23 protein-coding genes are annotated in these 23,474 nt (G+C 73.1%); 6 read left to right on the top strand and 17 right to left on the bottom strand.

Annotation, left to right across the window (positions count from 1 at the left end; translation table 11 throughout):
* Positions 1-71 precede the first annotated feature (71 nt).
* From smc to BMW99_RS16400, 3 genes are all read right to left on the bottom strand, one after another.
* On the bottom strand, positions 72-3,686 hold the full coding sequence (gene smc, locus BMW99_RS16410) for a chromosome segregation protein SMC (protein WP_075017034.1): 3,615 nt from the start codon (positions 3,684-3,686) through the stop codon (positions 72-74).
* 252 nt (positions 3,687-3,938) lie between these two features.
* Positions 3,939-4,142 (bottom strand): hypothetical protein, encoded by a 204-nt coding sequence (locus BMW99_RS16405; protein ID WP_069467463.1) that lies wholly within the window; start codon positions 4,140-4,142, stop codon positions 3,939-3,941.
* 302 nt (positions 4,143-4,444) lie between these two features.
* Positions 4,445-4,726 carry an acylphosphatase gene (locus tag BMW99_RS16400; RefSeq protein WP_069467462.1) on the bottom strand — a complete coding sequence of 94 codons (282 nt, stop codon included), beginning with the start codon at positions 4,724-4,726 and terminating at the stop codon, positions 4,445-4,447.
* Between the two features lie 139 nt (positions 4,727-4,865).
* Between BMW99_RS16400 and BMW99_RS16395 the strand changes: the two genes are divergently transcribed.
* From BMW99_RS16395 to BMW99_RS16385, 3 genes are all read left to right on the top strand, one after another.
* Positions 4,866-5,735, top strand: coding sequence for a CAP domain-containing protein (locus BMW99_RS16395; protein ID WP_075017033.1), 870 nt, complete (start codon positions 4,866-4,868; stop codon positions 5,733-5,735).
* 273 nt (positions 5,736-6,008) lie between these two features.
* Positions 6,009-6,848: an alpha/beta fold hydrolase gene (locus tag BMW99_RS16390; RefSeq protein WP_069464409.1), complete on the top strand. Its 840-nt coding sequence runs from the start codon at positions 6,009-6,011 to the stop codon at positions 6,846-6,848.
* A 4-nt stretch (positions 6,849-6,852) separates the two neighbouring features.
* A complete protein-coding gene (locus BMW99_RS16385; RefSeq protein ID WP_069464408.1) occupies positions 6,853-7,623 on the top strand; it encodes a MerR family transcriptional regulator in 771 nt (256 codons plus the stop codon).
* Positions 7,624-7,725: 102 nt separating this feature from the next.
* Here BMW99_RS16385 and mutM read toward each other — a convergent pair whose 3' ends face one another.
* The 9 genes from mutM to BMW99_RS16340 form a co-directional block, all read right to left on the bottom strand.
* The gene (gene mutM / locus BMW99_RS16380) at positions 7,726-8,589 is read right to left on the bottom strand and encodes a bifunctional DNA-formamidopyrimidine glycosylase/DNA-(apurinic or apyrimidinic site) lyase (protein WP_075017066.1); all 864 of its coding nucleotides are present in this window, start codon (positions 8,587-8,589) and stop codon (positions 7,726-7,728) included.
* A 122-nt stretch (positions 8,590-8,711) separates the two neighbouring features.
* Positions 8,712-9,476, bottom strand: a complete 765-nt coding sequence (rnc, locus tag BMW99_RS16375; protein ID WP_407640298.1) for a ribonuclease III — start codon at positions 9,474-9,476, stop codon at positions 8,712-8,714.
* A 7-nt stretch (positions 9,477-9,483) separates the two neighbouring features.
* Positions 9,484-9,657, bottom strand: a complete 174-nt coding sequence (rpmF, locus tag BMW99_RS16370; RefSeq protein ID WP_069465182.1) for a 50S ribosomal protein L32 — start codon at positions 9,655-9,657, stop codon at positions 9,484-9,486.
* A gap of 2 nt (positions 9,658-9,659) precedes the next feature.
* The gene (locus tag BMW99_RS16365; protein ID WP_069465183.1) at positions 9,660-10,292 is read right to left on the bottom strand and encodes a YceD family protein; all 633 of its coding nucleotides are present in this window, start codon (positions 10,290-10,292) and stop codon (positions 9,660-9,662) included.
* Between the two features lie 137 nt (positions 10,293-10,429).
* Positions 10,430-11,626 carry an ATP synthase F0 subunit B gene (locus BMW99_RS16360; RefSeq protein WP_069465184.1) on the bottom strand — a complete coding sequence of 399 codons (1,197 nt, stop codon included), beginning with the start codon at positions 11,624-11,626 and terminating at the stop codon, positions 10,430-10,432.
* 10 nt (positions 11,627-11,636) lie between these two features.
* Complete coding sequence (gene coaD / locus BMW99_RS16355; protein WP_069465187.1) at positions 11,637-12,116, bottom strand: pantetheine-phosphate adenylyltransferase; 480 nt, start codon at positions 12,114-12,116, stop codon at positions 11,637-11,639.
* 70 nt (positions 12,117-12,186) lie between these two features.
* Positions 12,187-12,768, bottom strand: coding sequence for a 16S rRNA (guanine(966)-N(2))-methyltransferase RsmD (gene rsmD / locus BMW99_RS16350; RefSeq protein ID WP_069465185.1), 582 nt, complete (start codon positions 12,766-12,768; stop codon positions 12,187-12,189).
* A gap of 66 nt (positions 12,769-12,834) precedes the next feature.
* Entirely contained in the window at positions 12,835-15,069 is a 2,235-nt protein-coding gene (recG, locus tag BMW99_RS16345) for an ATP-dependent DNA helicase RecG (protein WP_075017032.1), read from the bottom strand.
* A gap of 209 nt (positions 15,070-15,278) precedes the next feature.
* Positions 15,279-17,048, bottom strand: coding sequence for a DAK2 domain-containing protein (locus tag BMW99_RS16340; RefSeq protein ID WP_075017065.1), 1,770 nt, complete (start codon positions 17,046-17,048; stop codon positions 15,279-15,281).
* A gap of 207 nt (positions 17,049-17,255) precedes the next feature.
* Here BMW99_RS16340 and rpmB point away from each other — a divergent pair, with 207 nt between their 5' ends.
* The gene (gene rpmB, locus BMW99_RS16335; protein ID WP_033173090.1) at positions 17,256-17,441 is read left to right on the top strand and encodes a 50S ribosomal protein L28; all 186 of its coding nucleotides are present in this window, start codon (positions 17,256-17,258) and stop codon (positions 17,439-17,441) included.
* 119 nt (positions 17,442-17,560) lie between these two features.
* On the opposite strand, the gene thiD is transcribed toward rpmB, so the two are convergent.
* Positions 17,561-18,397: a bifunctional hydroxymethylpyrimidine kinase/phosphomethylpyrimidine kinase gene (thiD, locus tag BMW99_RS16330; RefSeq protein ID WP_245791491.1), complete on the bottom strand. Its 837-nt coding sequence runs from the start codon at positions 18,395-18,397 to the stop codon at positions 17,561-17,563.
* Entirely contained in the window at positions 18,394-19,359 is a 966-nt protein-coding gene (locus tag BMW99_RS16325) for a thiamine-phosphate kinase (protein ID WP_075017031.1), read from the bottom strand. Before BMW99_RS16325 ends, thiD begins: the two co-directional genes overlap by 4 nt.
* 164 nt (positions 19,360-19,523) lie before the next feature.
* On the opposite strand from BMW99_RS16325, the gene BMW99_RS16320 reads away from it, so the two are divergent.
* Both BMW99_RS16320 and BMW99_RS16315 read left to right on the top strand, forming a co-directional pair.
* On the top strand, positions 19,524-19,757 hold the full coding sequence (locus BMW99_RS16320; RefSeq protein ID WP_069464202.1) for an Lrp/AsnC family transcriptional regulator: 234 nt from the start codon (positions 19,524-19,526) through the stop codon (positions 19,755-19,757).
* 20 nt (positions 19,758-19,777) lie between these two features.
* Positions 19,778-20,257, top strand: a complete 480-nt coding sequence (locus tag BMW99_RS16315) for a DUF3515 domain-containing protein (RefSeq protein ID WP_069464203.1) — start codon at positions 19,778-19,780, stop codon at positions 20,255-20,257.
* A 12-nt stretch (positions 20,258-20,269) separates the two neighbouring features.
* Here the strand turns inward: BMW99_RS16315 and BMW99_RS16310 are convergent, their stop codons facing one another.
* The 3 genes from BMW99_RS16310 to BMW99_RS16300 are packed head-to-tail and all read right to left on the bottom strand — an operon-like array spanning position 20,270 to position 23,394.
* Complete coding sequence (locus BMW99_RS16310; RefSeq protein ID WP_075017030.1) at positions 20,270-21,490, bottom strand: D-alanine--D-alanine ligase family protein; 1,221 nt, start codon at positions 21,488-21,490, stop codon at positions 20,270-20,272.
* A gap of 12 nt (positions 21,491-21,502) precedes the next feature.
* Positions 21,503-22,504: an NAD(P)H-dependent glycerol-3-phosphate dehydrogenase gene (locus BMW99_RS16305; protein WP_069464204.1), complete on the bottom strand. Its 1,002-nt coding sequence runs from the start codon at positions 22,502-22,504 to the stop codon at positions 21,503-21,505.
* Positions 22,501-23,394, bottom strand: coding sequence for a lysophospholipid acyltransferase family protein (locus tag BMW99_RS16300; RefSeq protein ID WP_079138524.1), 894 nt, complete (start codon positions 23,392-23,394; stop codon positions 22,501-22,503). Before BMW99_RS16300 ends, BMW99_RS16305 begins: the two co-directional genes overlap by 4 nt.
* Between the last annotated feature and the right edge of the window lie 80 nt (positions 23,395-23,474).

The raw sequence follows: 23,474 nt of genomic DNA, 5'->3' as shown, positions 1-23,474 counted from the left end.
TCGGAGAGTTCCATGGTGATTGTCTTCACTGTTTGAAGACAGGACCCTGCGACGCAGGGCCGAGCGGGGCGTCAGGCGCTCCGCTGCTTGCCGTTGCGCAGCCGCTGGCTGATCACCTTCGACACCCCGTCGCCCTGCATGGATACGCCGTACAGAGCATCGGCGACCTCCATCGTGCGCTTCTGGTGCGTGATGACGATCAGCTGCGAGCTCTCCTGGAGTTCCTCCATGATCCGGATCAGGCGCTGCAGGTTGGTGTCGTCCAGCGCCGCCTCGACCTCGTCCATCACGTAGAACGGACTCGGCCGGGCCTTGAAGATCGACACCAGCATCGCGACCGCCGTCAGCGAACGCTCGCCACCGGACAGCAGCGACAGCCGCTTGACCTTCTTCCCGGGCGGCCGCGCCTCAACCTCCACGCCCGTGGTGAGCATGTTGTCCGGGTCGGTGAGCAGCAGCCGGCCCTCCCCGCCGGGGAACAGCCGGGAGAAGACGCCCTCGAACTCCCGGGCGGTGTCGTGGAAGGCGGCGGTGAACACCTGCTCCACCCGCTCGTCGACGTCCTTGACGACCTGCAGCAGGTCGGCCCGGGTCTTGCGCAGGTCCTCCAGCTGCTCGGTGAGGAACTTGTGCCGCTCCTCGAGGGCGGCGAACTCCTCCAGGGCGAGCGGGTTGACCTTGCCCAGCTGCGCGTACGCCTTCTCGGCCGCCTTCAGCCGCTTCTCCTGCTCGCCGCGGACGAACGGCCGCGGCTGGTTGCGCGGGTCCTCGGGATCCTCCGGCAGCGTCTCGCCCTCGGCGGGAAGGGACGGGGGCACGAGCTGGTCGGGGCCGTACTCGGCGACGAGCCCCGCGGGCTCCATGCCGTGCTCCTCCAGCGCCTTGGCCTCCAGCTGCTCGATCCGCAGCCGCTTCTCCGCGCCCAGCACCTCGCCCTTGTGGACGTCGCCGGTCAGCTGGTCCAGCTCTCCCTTCAACTCGCGTCCGCGCCGCCGCTCGCGGCCGAGTTCGGCCTCGCGCTCGGCCCGCGCGGCCTCCGCCTCGGCCCGCTCGGCCTCGGCCCGGGCGACCGACACCTGGACGAAGTCCAGCAGGCCGCGGGCGCCGGTCAGCACCGCCGCGGCCACCGATGCCTCGTACGCCAGGCGGGCCCTGCGCCGCTCGGCCCTGGCACGCGTCTCGCGTTCCGCGCGCGCCGCCCGGTCCAGGCCGTCGGCCCGCCCGGCCAGGCCCTTGACCCGCTCCTCGTGGGTGCGGACCTGCAGCCGGGCCTCCATCTCGGTCTGCCGGGCGTTCGCGCCGTCGGCGGCGAGCCGGTCGCGGGCGAAGGTGTCCGGTTCCTCCTCGCCCGGCTCCTCCTGGGCCTCGCTCAGCCGGTACGACAGCTCCTCCAGCTCCTCGCGCGCCGCGGCCAGCGCCTCCTGCGACCGCACCACGGCCGCGGCGGCCCGCTCGGCCTCACCGGCGGCGGCCCGCGCCTGGCCCGCGTAGCGGCCGAGCTGCTGGGCGACGGAGGACTTCTCCTTGTCGGCGGCACGGCGGCGCTGCGCCAGTTCGTCGACGGTCCGGGCGGCGGCCGACCGGCGGTCCTTCGCCTCCTGCTGCCGGTCCGCGAGTTCCTCGCACTGCTCCGCGAGGCTCCGCAGCTCGGCCTCGGCCTCGTCGACCTGGGCCTGCACCTCCAGCAGGCTGGGCGCCTTGGCGGACCCGCCCTGCGCGGTGTGCGCGGCCAGCAGGTCGCCCTCGGCGGTGACGGCGGTCAGCTCCGGGCGGGCGGAGACCAGCGCCTCGGCCTCCTCCAGCGCGCCGACGACGACCACATCCGCCAGCAGCCGCCGCACCGCGGGCCGCAGATCGCCGTCCGCCGCGACGAGTTCGGCGGCCCACCGCGCACCGGCGGGCAGCGCGCCGCGCTGCTCCGGGCCCGGGTCGCCGACGGGAGCGGGCGCGTTCGCCAGCAGCAGCGCGGCCCGGCCCGCGTCCTCCTTGCGCAGCAGCCGCAGCGCCTCGGCGGCGGCCGCCGGCCCGCTGACCGCGACGGCGTCGGCGGCCGCGCCGAGCGCGGCCGCTATGGGGATCTCGTAGCCGGCGGTCACCCGCAGCAGGGTGGCGGCGGAGCCAAGGACGCCGGAGAGCCGGCCGTCGCCGTCGCCGTCGCCGCCCCCGCCGGACAGCAGCGCGCCGCTGCCGTCCTTGCGGCGCAGCGACGGGGCCAGGGCGTCCCGGCGCGCGGCGACCGCGGCGCGCCGCCGCTCGGCGGCGGTGGCCGCGTCCCGGGCGGCGCTGAACTCCTCCTCGGCGGCGGTCTGTTCCGCGCGGGCCGCCTCGAAGAGCGCCTCCATCTCGGAATCGTCCGCGTCCAGGTCCTCGACCTGTGCGCGCAGTTCCTCGTGCTCGGCCTGCGCGGACTCCGCGCGGTCGCGGGCCTCGTCCCGGGCGGCGGCCAGCCGGCCGATCTCCGCCTCGGCCGCGGCGGCCTTGGAACGGGCGGCGTTGACCTGGCCGTTGAGCCGGGCCAGGCCCTCGCGGCGGTCGGCGATGGCGCGGGCCGCGGCCCGCAGCCGGTTCTCCTCCTCGGCCAGCCGGCGTTCCAGGTCGGCACGGTGGGAGACGGTGTCGTCGAGCGCGCGCTGGGCCGCGTCGAGGGCCTCGTTGAGCTCGGCCTCCTGCTCGCGGATGCGCGCGGCCTCGCGTTCCATGTCCTCCGGGTCGCGGCCGCGCCGCTCCTCGGCGGGCTGCCCGGTGGCGTGCCGGTGCCGCTGCTCGGCCAGGCCGATGGTGCCGCGGACCCGTTCGGCGAGCTGGGAGAGCTCGTACCAGGTGGACTGCGCCTGGTTCAGCCGCGGGGTCAGGGCCCGCACCTGCTCCTCGAGCCGCGCCTCGCGCCGGAGCGCGTCGGCGAGTTCGGACTCGACGGCGTCACGGCGCTCCTTGAGCGCGGCCTCGTCGGCGACTTCGGCCCGCAGTGCCTCACGCAGCGTCACCAGGTCGTCGGCGAGCAGCCGGAGCCGGGCGTCACGCAGGTCGGCCTGGATCACGGCGGCGCGGCGGGCGACCTGTGCCTGGCGGCCCAGCGGCTTGAGCTGGCGGCGCAGTTCGCCGGTGAGGTCGTTGACGCGGGCGAGGTTGGCCTGCATCGCGTCCAGCTTCCGCAGCGCCTTCTCCTTGCGCTTGCGGTGCTTGAGGACGCCCGCGGCCTCCTCGATGAACGCGCGGCGGCCCATCGGGTCGGCGTGCAGCACCGAGTCGAGCTGGCCCTGGCCGACGATGACGTGCATCTCGCGGCCGATACCGGAGTCGGACAGCAGCTCCTGGATGTCCAGCAGACGGCAGGTGTCGCCGTTGATCTGGTACTCGCTGCCGCCGTTGCGGAACATGATCCGCGTGATGGTGACCTCGGCGTACTCGATCGGCAGGACGCCGTCGGAGTTGTCGATGGTCAGCGACACCTCGGCGCGGCCCAGCGGCGGACGGCCGGTGGTGCCGGCGAAGATGACGTCCTCCATCTTTCCGCCGCGCAGCGACTTGGCACCCTGCTCGCCCATCACCCAGGACAGCGCGTCGACCACGTTCGACTTGCCCGACCCGTTGGGGCCGACCACGCACGTGATTCCCGGCTCGAAGCGCAGTGTCGTCGACGAGGCGAACGACTTGAAACCGCGCAGGGTGAGGCTTTTGAGATGCACCGGTCGACTCTACTCGCCGTCCGCGGTTTCACCCATGAATGTGCAGGGCACATCAGACGTGAAGAGCGCGCCGGATGTGAGCCGGAACGCGGTACGGGGAAGCACGGGGAGGCACTTCGGACGAGGGTGGGGAATGACGAAGGGACGCCGGAGCGTCCCTTGCAGACATGGACTGCACATCGTGCACCGCGAGTGCTGATGGTGCAGTTCTCACACGGCGGAGTGGGTTCCTGCCCGGCGGATCGCGTCGGGTCAGGCCAGCGCGGGCTCCGCGTGAGTCACGTCGATGCTGCTGAGCAGCGACTCTTCGCGCGACGCGACAGTCAGCGCGTCATTCTCGGCCTGCATCCGGACAAGCTCGGATTCCAGGTCCTGAACGCGCTGCTGAAGCCTTCGCATCTCGGCGAGGAGTCGCGGGTCGGGGCCGCCGACGTAACCGAGAAGCGCCTTTGCCATGATGGATGGTCCTCCACGCTGAGTGACCGACCGAAGCGGTGTGGGTCGTGGGTGAGGGGTATACGCTCCCGCGCACGGTGTTGCCTACCGTGACCCGCTGCACAGGATCTGTGGAGCCACGCTGCGCGGGGCTTCCAGCGTCTCACCAAATAAGGGACCGGTCAACACGATCACAGCCCAGCCGTCGGGTCCGCCTCAGAAAACACGGTGCCGACGCACCGTGGGCTGCCCGGAACAGCATCGAGATCATTCTCGATGGGGGCAGCCTGACACGGCGTCCGCCATATGGCAACAGTCTGTGCTCAGCGGATCTGGAAACCTTCGTAACCGCCTCGCGGGTCGCCCCATATTTCGGTCACACCGTCGACGCGGCCGGGCGTGTCGCCGTGCCGCAGCCAGTCGAGCAGCCGATCGTAGCTGGGCCGGTCGCCCTCGGCCACGACCTGCACCCTCCCGTCGGCCAGGTTGCTCACATAACCGGCCACCCCACCGGTCTCCAGCGCGGTGGCCCGGGTCCACCAGCGGAAGCCGACGCCCTGCACGCGGCCGCGGACCCAGGCGGTGAGCCGGACATTCTCGTTCATGTACGCACGCTATCCCCCCGGAAACGGACGCACGGACGCGCGCCCCCGCCGCATTCGCTACAGTCGCCCCGCAGCAGGACTTCACTCGTTCGGGTGAACGGTGAACGCAGGCGAACTCAGGCAGTGAGGAGCGCGGCAGATGGGGCGTCACAGCCGTCATGCGCAGAGCGCGGCACCGCAGCAGGCGCCGCGCAGCCACCGCGGGCGCCGCAAGCACCACCCGGTGCGCACGGGGCTGCTGGCCTCGTCCGCGGCAATGGCGGCCGGTGCGGTCGCCGTCTCCTCCGGGCTGCTGTCCGGAGTGACCGGCCACCTGCCCTACGGCGACAGCGGCGCGAGCGGCACCCAGGCCGACGGGGCGTCGCCGACCGGGTCCGGCAGCGACGTGCCCTCCCCACTCGGCGGCAGCGGCACGCCCACGTCCGGCGCGACGACCACGACGGCCGGCTCCCCCTCGGCGGGCACGGCGCACACGCCGACCGCGAGCCCCTCGGCGAGCCCCGGCCGCACCGCCACCCGTTCGGCGGCGCCCTCTCCCACCCGGACCACCGCCGCGCCCACCCGCGCGGTCACCACGAAGCCCGACGTGCACGCCACGCCGTCGGCGAACTCCCCCGCGACGCTCGACGCGGTCGCCGGCGCCCGCGCCCAGATCCTCACCCTGGTGAACCAGCAGCGCGCCACCGCCGGCTGCAAGGCGCTGACCGCCAGCTCCTCGCTGGACAAGCTGGCGCAGAACTTCAGCGACGACATGGCCGCCCGCGGCTTCTTCGACCACACCGACCCCGACGGCCACACCCCCTGGGACCGCGCCAAGGCGCTCGGCATCACCAACCTGGGCGGCGAGAACATCGCCCGCGGCCAGTCCGACGCGGAAGCCGTCATGACCGCCTGGATGAACAGCCCCGGCCACCGCGCCAACATCCTCGACTGCGACTACACCACGCTCGGCGTCGGCATCCACTTCGGCCCCGGCGGCCCCTGGTGGACCCAGGACTTCGGCTTCTGAGACAGCCGTGCCCCGCGACGCCGTCGTGAAGCGGGACGGGCGGGCACCTTCCGGGTTCGCCGCCGTGCTCCAGGGCCTGGTGGCCGCCCGCAGCCGAAGAACTCCCGGCTGCGGGCGGCAGCGTCCTGGCGTCCTCCCGGGTGAGTGCGCCACCCGGCACCGCGGCCGCCTTCGTGCGCCGTGGCCGGTCCCTCCATGGCGTTCCCTCATGGGAGAACAGCACGACGAGAAGGGGGTTGACCTTGACCCAAGGTCAACCCTCACGCTCAAGGCATGAAGACGAACGCGAACGCCCGACGGACCAGTAGCCACGCCGCCCGGACCAGCATGGTGCCGGTGGAGGACACCGCCCTGGCGGTCACCGACACCGGGGGGAACGGCCGCCCCGTGCTCTACCTCAACGGCTCGTACTGCACCCAGAAGGACTGGCGGAACGTGATCGCCGAACTCGGCGACGGCTACCGGCACATCACCTTCGACGAACGCGCCCGCGGCAAGTCCCGGAAGTCCGCCGACTACACCTTCGAGGCCTGCCTGCGCGACATCGACGCCGTCCTCGCCGCCACCGGCGCCCGCGACCCGATCATCGTCGGCTGGTCCTACGGCGCGGCCCTCGCCCTGCACTGGTCCACCCGCAACCCCGACCGCCTGGCCGGCGCTGTCATGGTCGACGGCGGCTACCCCTGGGACTACCTCGCCACCGTGGAAGGCGGGCCCGAGGCCGGCAAGGAGCAGATCCGCACGCTGTTCAAGCGGTTCGGCCCGCTGATGCCGCTGGTCCGCCCGCTCGGCATGGCCGCCCGGATGTCCGCCGCCGAGCACGCCGAGATCAACATCGAACTCAACGAGATCGTCGCCGACAGCGCCCCCGCCTTCGACCTCGTCACCTTCCCGATGCGCTTCCTCGTCGCCACCGGTGCCAGTCTCGGCGGCACCGCCGAAGGCCTCACCGCGATGCGCGCCACCCTGGACCCGATCCTCGCCCGCAATCCCCAGGTCCAGGTCAGCGCCACCGTCCCGAGCAAGCACACCACCATCGTCCGCAAGGACTTCCGGGCCATCGCCGCCGCCGTCCGCGAGGTTGCCGCCCTCGGGCAGCCTCTGGTCGACTGACGCCATGACAGACGGAGTGACGATCAGCCAGGCCGCGGTCTTCGCCGGTGTCACGGTGAAGACCATCCGGCACTACCACAAGAACGGCCTGGTCGATGAGCCCGCACGCGACCATTCCGGCTACCGCCGCTACGGCAGCACCGAACTGCTGCGGCTGGTCCAGGTGCGGACCCTGGCCGGGGCGGGCGTGCCGCTCGCCGGGATCGGCACCATCCTCGACGCCGGCCCCGAGGACTTCGCCACCGCCCTCGTCGACGTCGAGGACAACCTCACCGCGAAGATCGACGAACTGGTCGCCCGGCGCGAGACCCTGCGCCAACTCGCCACCGGCGACCGGGTCCTGCTGCCGCCGCGGGCCTGCGCCCTGCTCGACCGGATGCCCGGGCTCGGCTTCGACGCGGACGACGTGAGGACCGCCCACGAGGCCCTCGTCCTGGTCCGGGCCCTGATGCCGGAGGGCTTCGAGGAGTACCTCGCCCAGATCGAGCACGGCCTGGAGGACCCCGGCCACGTCGCCGTCATCAAGCTCACCTGGAGCGCCGGGAAGTGGGCCCCGGACGACCCCAGGATCGAGGAACTCGCGGAGGAGGTCGCCGCCCACTTCATCGCCGACCCCTCCCTGCTGCCCACCCTGGGCGGACTCCGGACCCGCCAGGACGGCGCCACGCGCCACGACCTCCTCACCCACCACGGCGAGGACGAGCGGCCCGGCTGGACCCGCCTCACCGCACTGATCGAGCAGAAGCTGCACGCCGCGGGCCTCGACGTCCCGTGAACCCGGGCTCCGCCACCCCTCGGCGGTGAGCAGCGCGCGCAGGTGCTCCCCTGCTCCGCGACCGGCACCGACCGGGTCCCGGAACCGCGGGGAGGACCCGCGCTAGGAGGGGCGCGGGGGGCGCTGGCAGTGGGGGCAGAAGTAGCTGGAGCGGTTCATCCAGGCGCGGCGCCGGATGGGGGTGCCGCAGCGGCGGCAGGGCTTGCCCTCGCGGCCGTAGGCGTCCAGGGACCGGTCGAAGTAGCCGGACTCGCCGTTGACGTTGACGTAGAGGCTGTCGAAGCTCGTGCCGCCGGCCGCCAGCGCGTCCCCCATCACCTCGCGTACGTGGGTGAGGAGTTCGGCGGTGCGCGGCCGCGTCAGCGTCGCGGTGGGCCGCTCGTAGTGCAGCTTGGTGCGCCACAGCGCCTCGTCGGCGTAGATGTTGCCGACGCCGCTGATCAGTGACTGGTCGAGCAGGGCGCGCTTGATGGTGGTGCGCTTGCGGCGCAGCGCCGCGTGGAACGCGTCGTCGTCGAAGGCCGGGTCGATCGGGTCGCGGGCGATGTGCGCCAGCGGGACGGGCAGGTCGTCCTGGTCGTCCGGGACGGTGTCGTGCAGCGACAGGCCGCCGAAGGTGCGCTGGTCGACGAAGCGCAGGTCGGTGCCCTGGTCGTCGGCGAAGGTGAGCCGGATCCGCAGGTGCTTCTCGTACGGCTCGTCCTGCGGGCGGACCAGGAACTGGCCGCTCATCCCGAGGTGCGCGACGAGCGCGGTGCCCTCCTCCAGCGGCACCCACAGGTACTTGCCCCTGCGGTGGGCCTCGCCCAGCACCGCGCCCTTGAGGCGGCCGGTGAAGTCCTCGGGGCCGGCCAGGTGGCGGCGCACCGCGCGCGGGTGCAGCACCTGCGTCCCGGCGACGGTCCGCCCGGAGACCCAGCGGGCCAGCCCGCGGCGTACGACCTCCACCTCGGGCAACTCCGGCACGGCCATCTCCTTCAGCGACTCGGCGACTCAGCGACGACGGGGGACGCACCCGAGCGCGGGCGCACGGCGCCCCCAGAAGGCGCGGGTCCTCCAGGACGTTGCCCGGGGGACCCGCGCGGCCGTCAGGCCGAGGCCGAGGTCTTGCGGATGGAGCGCCAGGCGGCCTCCGCCGCCTGCTGCTCGGCTTCCTTCTTGCTGCGGCCGGTGCCGGTGCCGTACTCGACACCACCGACGCGGGCGGCAGCCGTGAAGGTCTTCTCGTGGTCGGGGCCGGACTCGCTCACGGCGTACTCGGGCACGCCGAGGCCTTCCGTGGCGGTCAGTTCCTGGAGGGAGGTCTTCCAGTCCAGTCCCGCGCCCAGGTTGGACGACTCCTCGATCAGCGGATCGAAGAGGCGGTGGACGAGTTCGGAGGCCGCGTCGAGGCCCTGGTCCAGATAGACCGCCCCGATCACCGCCTCCAGGGTGTCCGCGAGGATCGATGCCTTGTCCCTGCCACCGGTGCCCTCTTCACCCCGGCCGAGCCGGATGAACGCGCCCAGGTCGAGCCCGCGGCTGACCCCTGCAAGGGCCCGCGAGTTGACCACCGCGGCCCGCAGCTTGGCCAGCTGGCCTTCGGGCAGGTCGGGGTGGGTGCGGTAAAGGGTGTCGGTGACCACCAGGCCGAGCACGGAGTCTCCGAGGAACTCCAGCCGCTCGTTGGTGGGCAGCCCGCCGTTCTCGTACGCGTACGAGCGGTGGGTCAGCGCACGCACCAGAAGGGCGGGCTCGAGGTGGTACCCGAGCCGCCCTTCCAGAAGCGTGTGGGACGAGGCCTTGTCCGTCGCGGTCTTCTGCGATGCCGAGGCGTCGCGCTGCGATGACGTGGAGGACATGGAGCCTGTCACCTGCCGATCAGACCTCGAGGACCTGACGGCGGTTGTAGGTGCCGCAGCTCGGGCACGCGATGTGCTGGAGCTTCGGCTCGTGGCAGCGCTCGCACGCCACCAGGCTCACGGGCGCAGCCTTCCACTGCGAACGGCGGTGGCGCGTGTTGCTGCGCGACATCTTCCGCTTGGGAACAGCCACGGCTACTTCTCCTGGTTCTCGTCGGTGCCGTCGCCGGCACCGTTCTGCTGGAATTCCTGCAGGGCCGCCCAACGGATGTCGGTGACCTCATGGTGGTGGTCCGGGTCGTCCGTGAGCCGGGCTCCGCATTCGGAGCACAGGCCCTGGCAGTCGTCCTGGCACACCGGCTGCATCGGCAGTGCGAGCACTACCGCGTCCCGCAGCACGGGCTCGAGGTCGAACTGGTCGTCCTCGAGTTGAAGCGTGTCCTCGTCCTCGGCGTCGTCACCGGCTTCGTCCCTGCGGGCGGTCCGGGTGTCGGCGTCGGGGTAGGAGAACATCTCCTGGAACTCGGCGTCGAGCTCGCGCTCGACCGGCTCCAGACACCTTACGCACTCCCCCGCCACCGGTGCGTGGACGGTGCCGGTGACCAGCACGCCCTCCATCACCGACTCCAGGCGGAGGTCCAGCTCCACGTCGGCGCCCTGGGGCACACCGATGACGCCGTCGAGACCGAGGTCGGCGGGTGCCGGCACGGTGCGGGAGACCTTCTTCATCGCACCAGGACGCCGGCCCAGCTCGTGCGTGTCGAACACGAGGGGGTTGCGGTGGTCGAGGCGGGTGTTCAGGGCTTCCTCTTTCGAACGGGCGCTCATCACGATGTCAGCGCGTCGGTGGTGCGGGGACGGCCTTCCCGCGCCGCTTGTGAGCGGGCAGGCCGAAACGCCGGTGATTCACACGGCTGGAATCGACAGGATACTGGACAGCCCGCTCCCGCCCAAACCCGGCCGTCTCACCTGCCCTGTTCCAGCTCCCTGAGCCGGTTCAGGTCGATCATCCCGGTGTCGAAGAAGCTCGTCTCGTCCAGCGCCGCGGGCTGCTGCCCGTAGGGGTGGCCCTGGTGCTGCTGCCCGGGGTGCTGGGGCTGGTGCTGCCCCTGCTGCTGGTACGGGATCTGCTGCGGGTACTGCTGCGGGTCCTGGTGCTGCTCGTAGCCGCCCTGCCCGTAGTCGTAGCCCTGCTCCTGCGGGTAGCCCTGCTGGGCTCCGGCGTACGGGTCGTATCCGGTGCCGGCCTGCGGGGCGTACTCCTGCTGCTGGTACGCGTATTCCTGATGGCCTTGCTGGTCCTGCTGGCCCTGCTGCTGGTAGCCGTAGTCGGGCTCGCCCTGCTGGGCCGCCGCCGGCTGGGCCTGCGGGTCGTAGCCGTACCGCGACAGGTCGGCCTGCTCGGGGGCCGCGGGGGCGGCCAGGCCGGCCAGGTACTCCGCGTCGGACTGCCGGTGGACCTCGGGGCCGCCCTCGCTCGCGTCGGCGGCCGCCAGCTGCGCGGCGAGGTCGTCGATCGGGTTGTGGCCGGTGAGCTTGAGCCGGCCGCGGCCGACCGCGTCCAGGGTCTTGGAGAGCACCGCCTCGAAGGCGCCGAGCTTGGTGTCGACGTACTCGTCGGCGAGCCGGCGCAGGGTCTCCGGGTCGCTGCTGCGCTCGGGGGCGTCCGGGTCGTCCTCGATGTAGCCGCCCTCGGCGTCGTACCCCGGGTCGTACGCGGGGCGGCCGAGCAGCTTCTCGCGGCCGCGGTCGACCGACCCGATGGTCTTGGTCAGCACGACCTCGAAGTTGGCGAGCTTGCTGTCGACGTAGTCGTCGGCCTCGGCGCGGATCTCGTCGGCCTCGCGGCGGGCCTCGGCGAGGATCCGGTCGGCCTCGTCCTGGGACTGCCGGGCGATCTGGGTGTCGGAGACCATCGAGCCGCGTTCGGCGTGTGCGGTCTCGATGATCCGCTGCGCCTCGACGCGGGCCTCCTCGACCATCTGCTCACGGCCGCCGAGCAGTTCCTGGGCCTGGGCGAGGGAGGCGGGCAGCGCGGCGGCCACCTCGTCGAGCATGGCCAGCAGCTCGGCCCGGTTCACCACGCAGGAGGCCGACATCGGCATGGACCGGGCGTTGGCCACGGTCGCCGTGATCTCATCGAGCTTCTTCTGGACGTCCACGACAAAGAGCCTAGCGCTGCTTCAGCTTTGCGTTGAGCGCCTGGAGAACCGGCCCCGGCACCAAGTGCGAGATGTCTCCGCCCCATTGGGCGACTTCCTTGACGAGGCTGGACGACAGGAAGCTGTACTCGGGGTTGGTGGGGACGAAGAGGGTCTCCACGCCCGACAGGCCGATGTTCATCTGGGCCATCTGCAGCTCGTAGTCGAAGTCGCTGACCGCGCGCAGGCCCTTGACGATGGCCGGGATGTCGCGCTGCTTGCAGAAGTCGACGAGCAGGCCGTGGAACGACTCCACCTCGACGTTGCCGAGGTCCGCGGTGACCTCCTCGATCAGCGCGATGCGCTCCTCGATCGGGAACAGGCCCCGCTTGGACTGGTTGATCATCACCGCGACGTGCACCGTGTCGTAGAGGCGGGCGGCGCGGGCGATGATGTCGAGGTGTCCGTTCGTGATGGGGTCGAACGACCCCGGACAGACGGCGCGGCGCAAGACGGTCTCCTCGCTCTGCGTACGGGCGTGGGGGGTGCGGGTCATGGGGGGCTCATCCGGTCGGGCCGGCTCATGACCCGGCGGTAACTTGGGCGGCGCGACCGTACCAAAGAGTCGCCTCGCCGTACCGGCGGGACCGCAGGCCCTCGAATCCGGAGGGCCAGGCGAACTCGCCGCCCCGGGTCCTGCGCTCCACGGTGACCAGCACGTCCTCGCTGAGCCAGAGGTTGGCCCGGAGTGTGAGCAGGATCTCGCGCAGCTCGTCGTCGGGCACGTCGTAGGGCGGGTCGAGGAACAGCACGTCGTACGGCTCCGCGGGGGGCGGGCCCGCGGCGGTCTTCTCGGCCCGGCCGGCCCGCACCTCGGCGCCGCGCAGCCCGATGGCGGCGGCGTTCTCCCGGACGACGGCCACCGCGCGGGCGTCGGCCTCCACGAGCAGCACGTGGGCGGCGCCGCGGGACAGGGCCTCCAGGCCGACCGCGCCGGATCCGGCGTACAGGTCGGCGACGCGGGCGCCGTCGAGGGTGCCGCGCAGCGACTCCAGCGTGGAGAACAGCCCCTCCCTGGCCCGGTCCGAGGTCGGCCGGGTCCCGGTGCCCGGGGGTACGGCCAGCCGCCGCCCTCCGGCGGCGCCGGCGATCACGCGGGTCATGAACTGCTCACGGCTCCGACACTACCGCCTGCCACCGCCGGGCTCCGACCGGCTCCCTGTGGCCCGTCAGCCCTTGTCCAGGAACTCCTCGCGGTCGGCGTCCAGCAGGCTCTGCAGGGCGCTGCGCAGGTCGGCGTGCGCGGTCAGCTCCGGGTCGGCGGCGACCAGGTCGGTGGCCTCCTGCCGGGCGGCCTCGATGACGTCCCGGTCGTCCATGACGGCCAGCACGCGCAACGACGAGCGGGCGCCGGACTGGGCCTGGCCGAGCACGTCGCCCTCGCGGCGCTGCTGGAGGTCGATCTCGGAGAGCGCGAAGCCGTCGAGGGTGCCGGCGACGGCGTCCAGCCGGGAGCGCGCCGGGCTCGCCTCGGGTGCCTCGGAGACCAGCAGGCACAGGCCCGGCGCGGAGCCGCGGCCGACCCGGCCGCGCAGCTGGTGCAGCTGGGACACGCCGAACCGGTCGGCGTCCATGATCACCATCGCGGTGGCGTTGGGCACGTTGACGCCGACCTCGATGACGGTGGTGGCCACGAGCACGTGCACCTCACCGGCCGCGAAGGCGCGCATCACCTCGTCCTTGGCGTCCGGCGCCATCCTGCCGTGCAGGACCTCGACGCGCAGGCCGCGCAGCGGGCCGGAGGCGAGCTGCGCGGCGACGTCGAGGACCGCCAGCGGCGGCCGCCGCTCGTCGTCCGGCGGAGCCTGCTCGGCCGCGGCGCTCTTCTTGCGGCTGCCGCCGGCGGCCTCCGCCGTGTCCTCGGCGTCGCCGATCCGCGGGCACACCACGTACGCCTGGTGCCCGCCCTCGACCTCCTCGCGGACCCGCTCCCAGGCGCGCTCCAGGAAGTGCGGCTTCTCGGCGGCGGGCACCACGTGGCTGGCGATCGGCGAGCGTCCGGCGGGCAGCTGGTCGAGCACGGACGTGTCGAGGTCGCCGAAGACGGTCATGGCGACCGTGCGCGGGATCGGCGTCGCGGTCATCACCAGCAGGTGCGGGGGCTGCTTGCCCTTGCCGCGCAGGGCGTCGCGCTGCTCGACGCCGAAGCGGTGCTGCTCGTCGACGACGACCAGTCCCAGGTCGTCGAACTGCACCTTGTCCTCGATCAGCGCGTGGGTGCCGACGACGATGCCGGCCTCGCCCGTCACCAGGTCGAGCAGGGCCGCGCGGCGGGCGGCGGCGCCCATCGAGCCGGTGAGCAGCACCACCTTGGTGCCGACGTCGGAGCCGCCGAGCATGCCGCCCTCGGCGAGCTCGCCCATCATCTCCGTGATGGAGCGGTGGTGCTGCTGGGCGAGCACCTCGGTGGGCGCGAGCATGGCGGCCTGGCCGCCCGCGTCGACGACGCCGAGCATCGCCCGGAGCGCCACCATCGTCTTGCCGGAGCCGACCTCGCCCTGCAGCAGGCGGTGCATGGGGTGCTCGGCGGCCAGGTCGGCGAAGATCTCGGCGGAGACGGCCTGCTGGCCGTCGGTGAGGGTGAACGGCAGCTTGGCGTCGAACGCGGTCAGCAGGCCGTCCGCGGCCGGGCAGCGGGGCACCGCGGGCAGGGCGGCGTCGGCGGCGCGGCGGCGGGCCAGGGCGACCTGGAGCACGAACGCCTCGTCCCACTTGAGCCGGTGCCGCGCCTCGGCGATGTCCTGCTTGGACCGCGGCCGGTGGATCTTCTCCAGCGCCTCGGGGAGCGGGGCCAGGCCGCGGTCGGCGCGCAACTGGTCCGGCAGCGGCTCCCCGACGCCCGTCCAGCCCGTGGCGGCAAGGGAGTTCAGCGCGGTGTCGACGGCCTGGGCGATGCGCCAGGACGTGATCTGCTTGCACGCCGGGTAGAGCGGGATCAGCCGGTTGGCGAACGCGTCCGCCGCCTCCTCGGCATCGCCGTCGTCGGCGTCCAGCAACTGGTAGTCGGGGTGCGCGAGTTGGCGGACCCGGTTGAAGACGGACACCTTGCCGGAGAACATCCCGCGGCGGCCCGGGATCAGCCGGTGCGCGTGGGCGTGGGCGGCCTTGCTGAAGAAGACGAGGGTCAGCGAGCCGCTGCCGTCGGTCACGACCACTTCCAGCCGGACGCCCTTGCCGCCGCCGTACGTGCGCTTGTCCGCCTTGGCGATCTGCGCGACGACGGTGACGTACTCGTCGACGGGCAGGTCGGCCAGGCGCGTCAGCTCGCCCCGCTCGGCGTACCGCCGCGGGTAGTGGTGCAGCAGGTCGCCCGTGGTGTGCAGGTCGAGGTGCTCGCCGAGCACCTTCGCCGTGCGATCCCCGACGAGATCGCGGAGCCGGTCGTCAAGTGGGTTCGCGCTCATCCCCCTCATCTTCCCCCACCCCACCGACATTCCCCCCAGAGGCACGACACCACGCCCCGCCGGGGCGCGAGGAACCGCGCAAGCCCCGCAGGGGCGCGGGGAACTGCGCGAGCCACCACAGCGAACCGTCCGACGGCGGCGCACCCCCAGGGGCAGCCCGCACCCCGCCCGGCAGGGCAACCCGCACCCCGCCCGGCAGGGCAGAACGCCTACTCGACGCCGATGAGGAGCGGCACCCCGTGGTGCCCACCGGCATACGTCACGGTGTCCACCGCCAGGTGCCCGTCGCGGACATGCGCCTCTATGCGTTCGGCCAGCCCGGCCGGCGCGTGGGTGCCGAGGACGAGCGTGACGAGCTCCCCGCCGGCCGCGAGCATGCGGTCGAGGACGACCTCCGCCGTGGCCGCGAGGTCCGCGCCGATCACGGCGACGTCCCCGTCGATCAGGCCGAGCACGTCGCCGGCCTGGCAGACGCCGGCCATGGTCCACGAGCGGTGCTCGGCGACCGCCAGCTCGGCGTAGCGCGTGGCGCCGGCCGCGGCCGTCATCGCCACCACGTCCTCGTCGAAGCGGCGGGTCGGCTCGTGGACCGCGAGCGCGGCCAGGCCCTGGACCGCCGAGCGGGTGGGGATCAGCGCCACCCGCACCCCGTCGGTCCTGGCCTGCTCCGCCGCGGCCGCCGCGGCATGGCGCAGCTCGGTGTCGTTGGGCAGCAGCACGACCTCGCGGGCGTGCGCCCGGCGGACGGCCGCCGCGATCTCGCCGCTGGCGGGCTGCTCACCGGGCCGCACGGCCACGACGGTGGCGCCGGCCTCGGCGTAGAGGCCGGCCAGGCCGTCGCCCTGGACGACCGCGACGACCGCCCGGGCCAGCCGTTCGCGGCCCGGTTCGCGCAGCGGCCCGCCGAAGTGCGTGACGCGGATGCGGTAGGGGCGGCCCGCCTCGATCGCGGCCTCGATGGCGGCGCCGACGTCGTCGACGTGCACGTGGACGTGCCACAGCCCGTCGCCGCCGACGACCACGAGCGAGTCGCCGAGCGCGTCGAGCCGGGTGCGGAGCCGGCCCACGGGTTCGTCGCCCGCGGCCTCCAGCAGGAAGATCACCTCGAAACCGGGACCGCCGGGACCGGGACCGGGACCGGCGCCGTCCGGGCCGTGCCCGGGTCCGGCGTGCGCGCAGGCGTCCTCGGCGGCGGCCGTGGCCGCCTCCGCGACGGCCGCGGCGCCGGGTCCGGACACGGGTGGGCCGCCGTGGCGGAAGGACGTGCCGGCTCCGGCGGCGGCGCCCGGCGGCGGGGTGAGGGGCGCCTCGCCGGTGACCGCCTCGCACAGCGCCCCGAGGACGGCGACCAGGCCGAGGCCGCCCGCGTCGACCACGCCCGCCCGCTCCAGCACGCCGAGCTGCCCGGGGGTGTCGGCGAGCGCGGCCAGCGCCCCGCCGTGGGCGGCGCGGACGACCTCGGCGAGGCCGCCCGCGGCGTCGCGCGCCGCGTCCGCCGCGCGCGTGGCGACCGTCAGCATGGTGCCCTCGACCGGGCGGGACACCGCCTCGTAGCCGGAGTCCGCGGCCGCGCGCAGCGCCAGCCGCACCATGGCGGCCGCCGCGTGGTCGTCGTGGACGGCGGCGAGCGCCTCGCTGCCGGGCGGTGCGATCGCCGCGTTCATGCCGCGCAGCAGCTGCGCGAGGATCGTGCCGGAGTTGCCGCGGGCGCCGATGAGCGCGCCGTGGGACATCGCGAGGAACGCCTCGCCGAGGGTGGGGCGGGTGCCGTCCGCGTCGGTGGTGGCCGCGTGGCCGTCGAAGGCCGCGTCCACGGCCTGCGCGGCGGACTCCACGGTGAGGTAGAGGTTGGTCCCGGTGTCGCCGTCGGCCACCGGGTAGACGTTGATCGCGTCGATCTCCTCGCGGGCCCGGCCGAGCGCCCGCAGGGAGAGCCGGCACCATGCGCGCACCGCGGAAGCGTCGAGCGAGGGCGGCAACAGGTCCTCCTGGGACACGGCGAACGGGGGCGGCTGCCCGTGAGGGTAGTCGTGAGCCCGGTCACTCGCGCAGGGCGGGCGGTCCGGGGCAGGTCCCGGACCATGGTAGTTTCGTTGTACGGGAGCAGAGGTTGTATGCTGCTCCGGTTGCCCGGGGCTCTCTCGGGCATTTCATCGTAAATGCATCTGAAGTCTTTGGAGTGACCCGTGGCTGCCAACTGCGACGTCTGCGGCAAGGGGCCGGGCTTCGGCAACAGCATCTCCCACTCGCACCGCCGTACCCCGCGTCGTTGGAACCCCAACATCCAGCGCGTGCGTGCGGTCGTCGGGAAGACGCCGAAGCGGCTCAATGTCTGCACCTCGTGCATCAAGGCCGGCAAGGTCTCGCGCTAGTCGAGCGCGTACGCACGCGTACGTCGTAGCGGCGCAGCCTTGCGGCTACCGAAAGCCGGTCCACCTCTGGGTGGGCCGGCTTTTCAGCGTGCCGCGGCGGGGCCGGCGCGGCACGCCGCTCAGGCGGAGGCCCCGCCGCGGAGGCGCCACCCGTGGTCGACCGGGCCGATGCCCGCGCCCAGCGGGAAGCCGGCGGCGATCGCCCCGGTGACGTAGGCCTTGGCGCGTCCCACCGCGTCCGGCACGTCGTGGCCGAGCGCCAGATAGGACGCGACCGCGCTGGCCAGGGTGCAGCCGGTGCCGTGGGTGTGCCCGTTGGGGTGCCGCGGCGCCCGGTACCAGTGCTCCCGCGAGCCGTCGGTCAGCAGGTCGACGGCGTCGGAGCCGGCGCCGAGATGGCCGCCCTTGATCAGCGCCCACGCGGGCCCGTGCGCGAGCACCGCCGCGGCGGCGGCCCGCATGCCGTCCTCGTCCACGACGGTCACGCCGGTGAGCAGTTCCACCTCGTCGAGGTTGGGCGTCGCCACGGTCGCCACGGGCAGCAGGCGCTCGCGGACCACGGCGACGGCCTCGGCGGCGAGCAGCGGGTCGCCGTGCTTGGAGACGCCGACCGGGTCGACGACGACGGGTGCGGCCGTACCTGCCAGCAGGTCGGCGACGACGGCGGCCAGCCGCGCCGAGGAGAGCATGCCGGTCTTCACCGCCTGCACCCCGATGTCGTCCACGACGGCCCGGAACTGGGCGCGCACCGCCTCCTCCGGGATTTCCCAGGCGCCGCTGACGCCCAGCGAGTTCTGCGCGGTGACGGCGGTGAGGACGCTCATCCCGTGCACGCCCAGCGCGAGCATCGTCTTGAGGTCGGCCTGGATGCCGGCGCCGCCCCCGGAGTCGGAGCCGGCCACGGTCAGGACGCGGGCCGGGGCCACGACCGGGGCCGGGCCCACGCACGGGTTCACGCGTCGTCGCCGAAGTGGTCCCAGCCGCCGGCCTTGTCCCATGGCGCGCCGTCCACGGTGACCTGAGGGATGCGGCCCGCGGGGGTGCGGACCTCGCCGATGATCCGCCAGCGGGCGGGGAGCTTCACGTCGCGGGGGAAGGTGGCGACTATCGCGTGGTCCTCGCCGCCGGTGAGCACCCAGTGCAGCGGGTCGACGCCGACGGCCTGGCCGATGTCGGACATCTGGGCGGGCACGTCGATGTCGGCGGACCGCAGGTCGATGTCGGCGCCGCTGGCCGCGGCGATGTGGCCGAGGTCGGCGACCAGCCCGTCGCTGACGTCGGTCATCGCGGTGGCGCCGAGCTCGGCTGCCGCGGGGCCCGCGTGGTACGGCGGCTCCGGCCTGCGGTGCGCCTCGACGAAGGCCCGCGGCGAGCGGAAGCCGCGGGAGAGCACCGCGAACCCGGCGGCCGACCAGCCCAGCCAGCCGGTGACGGCGACGAGGTTGCCGGGGCGCGCTCCCGAACGGGTGACGGCGGCCCGGCTGCGCAGGTCACCCAGCGCGGTGATGGCGACGGTGATGGTGTCACCGCGCACCACGTCGCCGCCGACGACCGCGGCACCGGCCACCTGGCACTCGTCGCGGATGCCGTCCATCAGCTCGAGCGGCCATGTGGCGGGCAGGTCGGCGGGCACCACGAGCGCGACCAGGACCGCGGTGGGCACCGCGCCCATCGCCGCGACGTCGGCGAGGTTCTGGGCGGCCGACTTGCGGCCGACGTCGTAGGCGGTGGACCAGTCGCGCCTGAAGTGCCGGTTCTCCAGCAGGATGTCGGTGGTGGCCACGACGCGCCGGTCCGGCGCGGCGACCACGGCGGCGTCGTCACCGGGGCCGATCTTCACGGCCGGGGTCGAGGTGAGGCGGGAGGTCAGTTCCCTGATGAGCCCGAACTCCCCCAGCTCGCCCACAGTCCCCTTCATAGCGTCGTCCCCTTCGGTGTCTGCTCCGGCCGCGGCTTTCGCCGTCGGTGTTTCCCGTCAATACCAGGGGGCAGGTACCGCGCGGGTCTCCCCGCTGCGCGCGGCAACGCGATACCGTGGCGTCCCCCTTCCCACATGATCCTCGAAGCCGCCCTGGAGGTTCCGTGGTACAGGCGTACATCCTGATCCAGACCGAGGTCGGCAAGGCCTCGGCAGTAGCGGAGGTGATCTCCAAGATCGACGGAGTCATTCAGGCCGAGGACGTCACCGGTCCCTATGACGTCATCGTGCGCGCCCAGGCCGACACGGTCGACGACCTCGGCCGCATGGTGGTGGCCAGAGTGCAGCAGGTGGACGGCATCACCCGAACCCTGACCTGCCCGGTCGTGCATATCTAGTCCCCCACTATGCTCGCCCGGTGAGGATTCGTCGCCGGGCTGCGCTGATCGCCGTGTCCGCCGTCGCGTGCCTGTCAGCGGCGGCGGTATACGCGGCCACCTCCGATACGGACGAGACGGTCGCCGTGCCGGTTCCTGGCGCCCAGGTGGCCGGCTACTGCGCCGCGCTGCACGCGCGGCTGCCGCAGAAGGTCAACGGGCTCCCCCGGCATGATCTCAAGCCGGACTCCGACCTGACCGCCGGGTGGGGCGATCCGTCGATCGTGCTGCGCTGCGGGGTGCCGCGGCCGGCGGCCGACAACGACGCGAGTGCCGACGCCGTCGAGGTGGACGGCGTCGGCTGGCTGATCGAGCCGCAGAACGGCGGCACCTTCCGGCTCACCACGACGCTGCGCAAGGCGTACGTCGAGGTGACGCTGCCGAAGCGGTACGCCGGCGATCTCGGTCCGCTGACCGATCTCGCCGGCGCCGTCAAGCGGACCATTCCCGAAGGGGTCTGAGCCCGCCGGGGGTCAGCGCAGGCCGGTCGGGCGGCGCAGCGCCGCCTGGATGAGCCGGTCGACGAGTTCGGGGTAGCCGATCCCGGACTCCTGCCACATCCGCGGGTACATCGAGATGGGCGTGAAGCCCGGCATGGTGTTGATCTCGTTGATCACGAACTCGCCGGTGTCGAGCAGGAAGAAGTCGGCGCGGACCAGTCCCTCGCACGACGCGGCCTCGAAGGCGGCGACGGCGAGCGCCTGCACCCGCGCGGTCTCCTCGGGCGTGAGCGGCGCCGGCACCAGGCCGTCGGCCGAGTCGATGTACTTGGCCTCGAAGTCGTAGAAGTCGTGGCTGGTGGTCGGCGGGATCTCGGCGGGCACCGAGGCGCGCGGGCCGTCCTCGAACTCCAGCACTCCGCACTCGATCTCGCGGCCGTGCAGCATCGCCTCGACGATGACCTTCGGGTCGTGCCGCCGGGCCTCGGCGATCGCCTCGTCGAGTCCGGCGGGGCCCTCGGCCTTGGTGATGCCGAAGGACGAGCCGCCCCGGGCGGGCTTCACGAACAGCGGCCAGCCGTGCTGCGCGGCGAAGGCCAGCACGCGGTCGCGGGCGGCGGCCGGGTCCTGCTCCCACTCGCGCGGCCTGATCACCGTGTACGGGCCGACGGCGAGACCGAACGAGGTGAAGATCCGCTTCATGTACTCCTTGTCCATGCCGACGGCGGAGGCGAGCACGCCCGCGCCGACGTACGGGACACCGGAGAGCTCCAGCAGGCCCTGGAGCGTGCCGTCCTCGCCGTAGGGGCCGTGCAGCATGGGGAAGACGACGTCGACCTCGCCCAGTGCCTTGGGCACCGCGCCAACCTCGGTGTAGACGACCTCGCGGTTCGCCGGGTCGACCGGCAGGGCCACCGCGCCCTCGTGGTCGGCGACCTGCTCGACGGTGGGCATGCGGCGCTCGGCGATCGCCATCCGGTCGGGGGCGTCGGCGGTCAGCGCCCACCGGCCCTCGGTGGTGATGCCGATCGGCAGCACGTCGTACTTGTCGCGGTCGATGGCGCGCAGCACGCTCGCCGCGGTCACGACGGAGACGCCGTGCTCGGAGCTGCGGCCGCCGAACACCACGGCGACGCGGGGCTTGCGGGCGAGGCCCGGGGTGTCCTGGGCGCGGTCCTGGCTCTGGTCCTCGTGCTGGTCGGGACGCTGCTCAGGGCTGTGCCCGGGGCTCTGGGGAGAAGGCAGGTTGCTCATGTCACGGTGACCTTACCGTTCCGCCTTCGCGGAACGTGACATCAACTCCTTGACGGCCACGACGGGGGGTTTCCCGTTGTGGACGATGTCGACCACGGTCTCGGTGATCGGCATGTCGACGCCGTGCCTGCGCGCCAGATCGGCCACCGACTCGCAGGACTTGACGCCCTCGGCGGTCTGGCTGGTGACGGCGATCGTCTCGGCCAGGCTCATGCCGCGGCCGAGGTTGTGCCCGAAGGTGTTGTTGCGGGACAGCGGCGAGGAGCAGGTGGCGACCAGGTCGCCCATGCCGGCCAGGCCCGCGAAGGTGTGCGCGTCGGCGCCCATCGCCATCCCGAGCCGGGTGGTCTCGGCCAGGCCGCGGGTGATCAGCGACGCCTTGGTGTTGTCGCCGAGTCCCATGCCGCCGGCGATGCCGACGGCGAGCGCGATGACGTTCTTCACCGCGCCGCCGAGTTCCGTCCCGACCACGTCGGTGTTGGTGTAGGGGCGGAAGTAGGCGGTGTGGCAGGCGGCCTGGAGGCGGCGGGCGACGTCCTCGTCCTGGCAGGCGACGACGGCGGCGGCCGGCTGGCGGCCGGCGATCTCCGGGGCGAGGTTGGGGCCGGACAGCACCGCGATGCGATCCGGGCCCGCCTTGGTGACGTCCTCGATGACCTCGCTCATGCGCTTGGCCGTGCCGAGTTCGACGCCCTTCATGAGGCTGACGAGCACCGCGTCGGAGCGCAGCAGCGGCGCCCAGTCGGCGAGGTTGGCGCGCAGCGACTGCGAGGGGACGGCGAGGATCACGAACTCCGCGCCGGCCGCGGCCTGCGCGGGGTCGGTCGTCGCCGTGACGGCCGGGGGCAGTTCGAGGCCGGGGAAGTAGTCGGGGTTGGTGCGCGTGGTGTTGACGGCGTCGACGACCTCCTGGCGCCGGCCCCACAGCGCCACCTCGCACCCGGCGTCGGCGAGCACCATCGCGAAGGCGGTGCCCCAGGAGCCGGTGCCGTAGACCGCGCAGCGTGCCGTCATGCGCCCTCCCGCGTCTCGCCCGCCGGGGTCTCGGTGCCGGCCTGACCGGGCAGGTCCGCGCCGGTCTCGGCACCGGCGCCGCTCTCCGCGCCCGTCTCCACGCCGGTTTCGGCGACCGGGTCCGCGTCGCTCTTGGCGCCGGCGGCGGGCCGCCTGCCCGCTCCGGTTTCCGACGCCGTGGCGTGCCTGCCCAGGCGCGTGTCGTACAAACCGGCCGGGGCGGGTTCGCCGCGCAGTTCGGCGAGCAGGTCCTTGACGGCTTCCATGATCTTCTCGGTGACCTCGCGCAGCACCTCGGAGGTCGGCTCCTTGCCGTAGTACGCGCTGAGGTCGACCGCCGGTCCGGCCAGCACCCGGTGGGTCTTGCGCGGCAGCAGGTCCGGCTTCTTCGCGTACGGCGGCAGCACGTCGTTGGCGCCCCACTGCGCGATCGGGATGACGGGCGCCTTGGTGAGCAGGGCCACGCGCGCGATGCCGGTCTTGGAGACCATCGGCCACAGTTCGGGGTCGCGGGTGAGGGTGCCCTCCGGGTAGAAGGCCACGCACTCGCCCTTGTTGACCGCCTCGACGGCCGCGCGGTACGCGGCGGCGGCGTCCGCGGTGGCGCGGAACACCGGGATCTGCCCGGTGCCGCGCATGAAGGCGCCGACGACGGCCGGGCTGAACAGCGACGCCTTGGCGAGGAAGCGCGGGACCCGGCCGGTGTTGTACTGGAAATGCGCGTACACCAGCGGGTCGAGGTACGAGTTGTGGTTCACCGCGGTGAGGAATCCGCCCTCGGCCGGAATGTTCTCGATTCCCCGCCAGTCCCGCTTGAACAGGACGATGAGCGGCGGCTTCGCGACCATGGCCGCCAGGCGGTACCAGAAACCGATTCTGCGGCGGGACACCCGGACTCCTCTTCGTCTGCGCCGGCGCTCCCTGCGTGCGGCGCCCGGTCTGCCGCTCAGCATCGCGGCTACCAGAGACT

Origin of the sequence: Actinacidiphila rubida (assembly GCF_900110255.1) — a bacterium.
GTDB classification, from domain to species: Bacteria; Actinomycetota; Actinomycetes; order Streptomycetales; family Streptomycetaceae; genus Actinacidiphila; species Actinacidiphila rubida.
This window is presented reverse-complemented; position numbering and strand designations above follow the sequence as displayed.

Excerpts from the sequence above, each read along its gene's own strand:
- BMW99_RS16310 (WP_075017030.1), bottom strand. The coding sequence starts at position 21,490 with ATGAGCAACCTGCCTTCTCCCCAGAGCCCCGGGCACAGCCCTGAGCAG.
- rsmD (WP_069465185.1), bottom strand. The coding sequence starts at position 12,768 with ATGACCCGCGTGATCGCCGGCGCCGCCGGAGGGCGGCGGCTGGCCGTA.
- BMW99_RS16325 (WP_075017031.1), bottom strand. The coding sequence starts at position 19,359 with ATGAAGGGGACTGTGGGCGAGCTGGGGGAGTTCGGGCTCATCAGGGAA.
- BMW99_RS16400 (WP_069467462.1), bottom strand. The coding sequence starts at position 4,726 with ATGAACGAGAATGTCCGGCTCACCGCCTGGGTCCGCGGCCGCGTGCAG.
- BMW99_RS16385 (WP_069464408.1), top strand. The coding sequence starts at position 6,853 with ATGACAGACGGAGTGACGATCAGCCAGGCCGCGGTCTTCGCCGGTGTC.
- BMW99_RS16365 (WP_069465183.1), bottom strand. The coding sequence starts at position 10,292 with ATGAGCGCCCGTTCGAAAGAGGAAGCCCTGAACACCCGCCTCGACCAC.
- BMW99_RS16305 (WP_069464204.1), bottom strand. The coding sequence starts at position 22,504 with ATGACGGCACGCTGCGCGGTCTACGGCACCGGCTCCTGGGGCACCGCC.
- BMW99_RS16405 (WP_069467463.1), bottom strand. The coding sequence starts at position 4,142 with ATGGCAAAGGCGCTTCTCGGTTACGTCGGCGGCCCCGACCCGCGACTC.
- BMW99_RS16390 (WP_069464409.1), top strand. The coding sequence starts at position 6,009 with ATGAAGACGAACGCGAACGCCCGACGGACCAGTAGCCACGCCGCCCGG.
- BMW99_RS16395 (WP_075017033.1), top strand. The coding sequence starts at position 4,866 with ATGGGGCGTCACAGCCGTCATGCGCAGAGCGCGGCACCGCAGCAGGCG.
- recG (WP_075017032.1), bottom strand. The coding sequence starts at position 15,069 with ATGAGCGCGAACCCACTTGACGACCGGCTCCGCGATCTCGTCGGGGAT.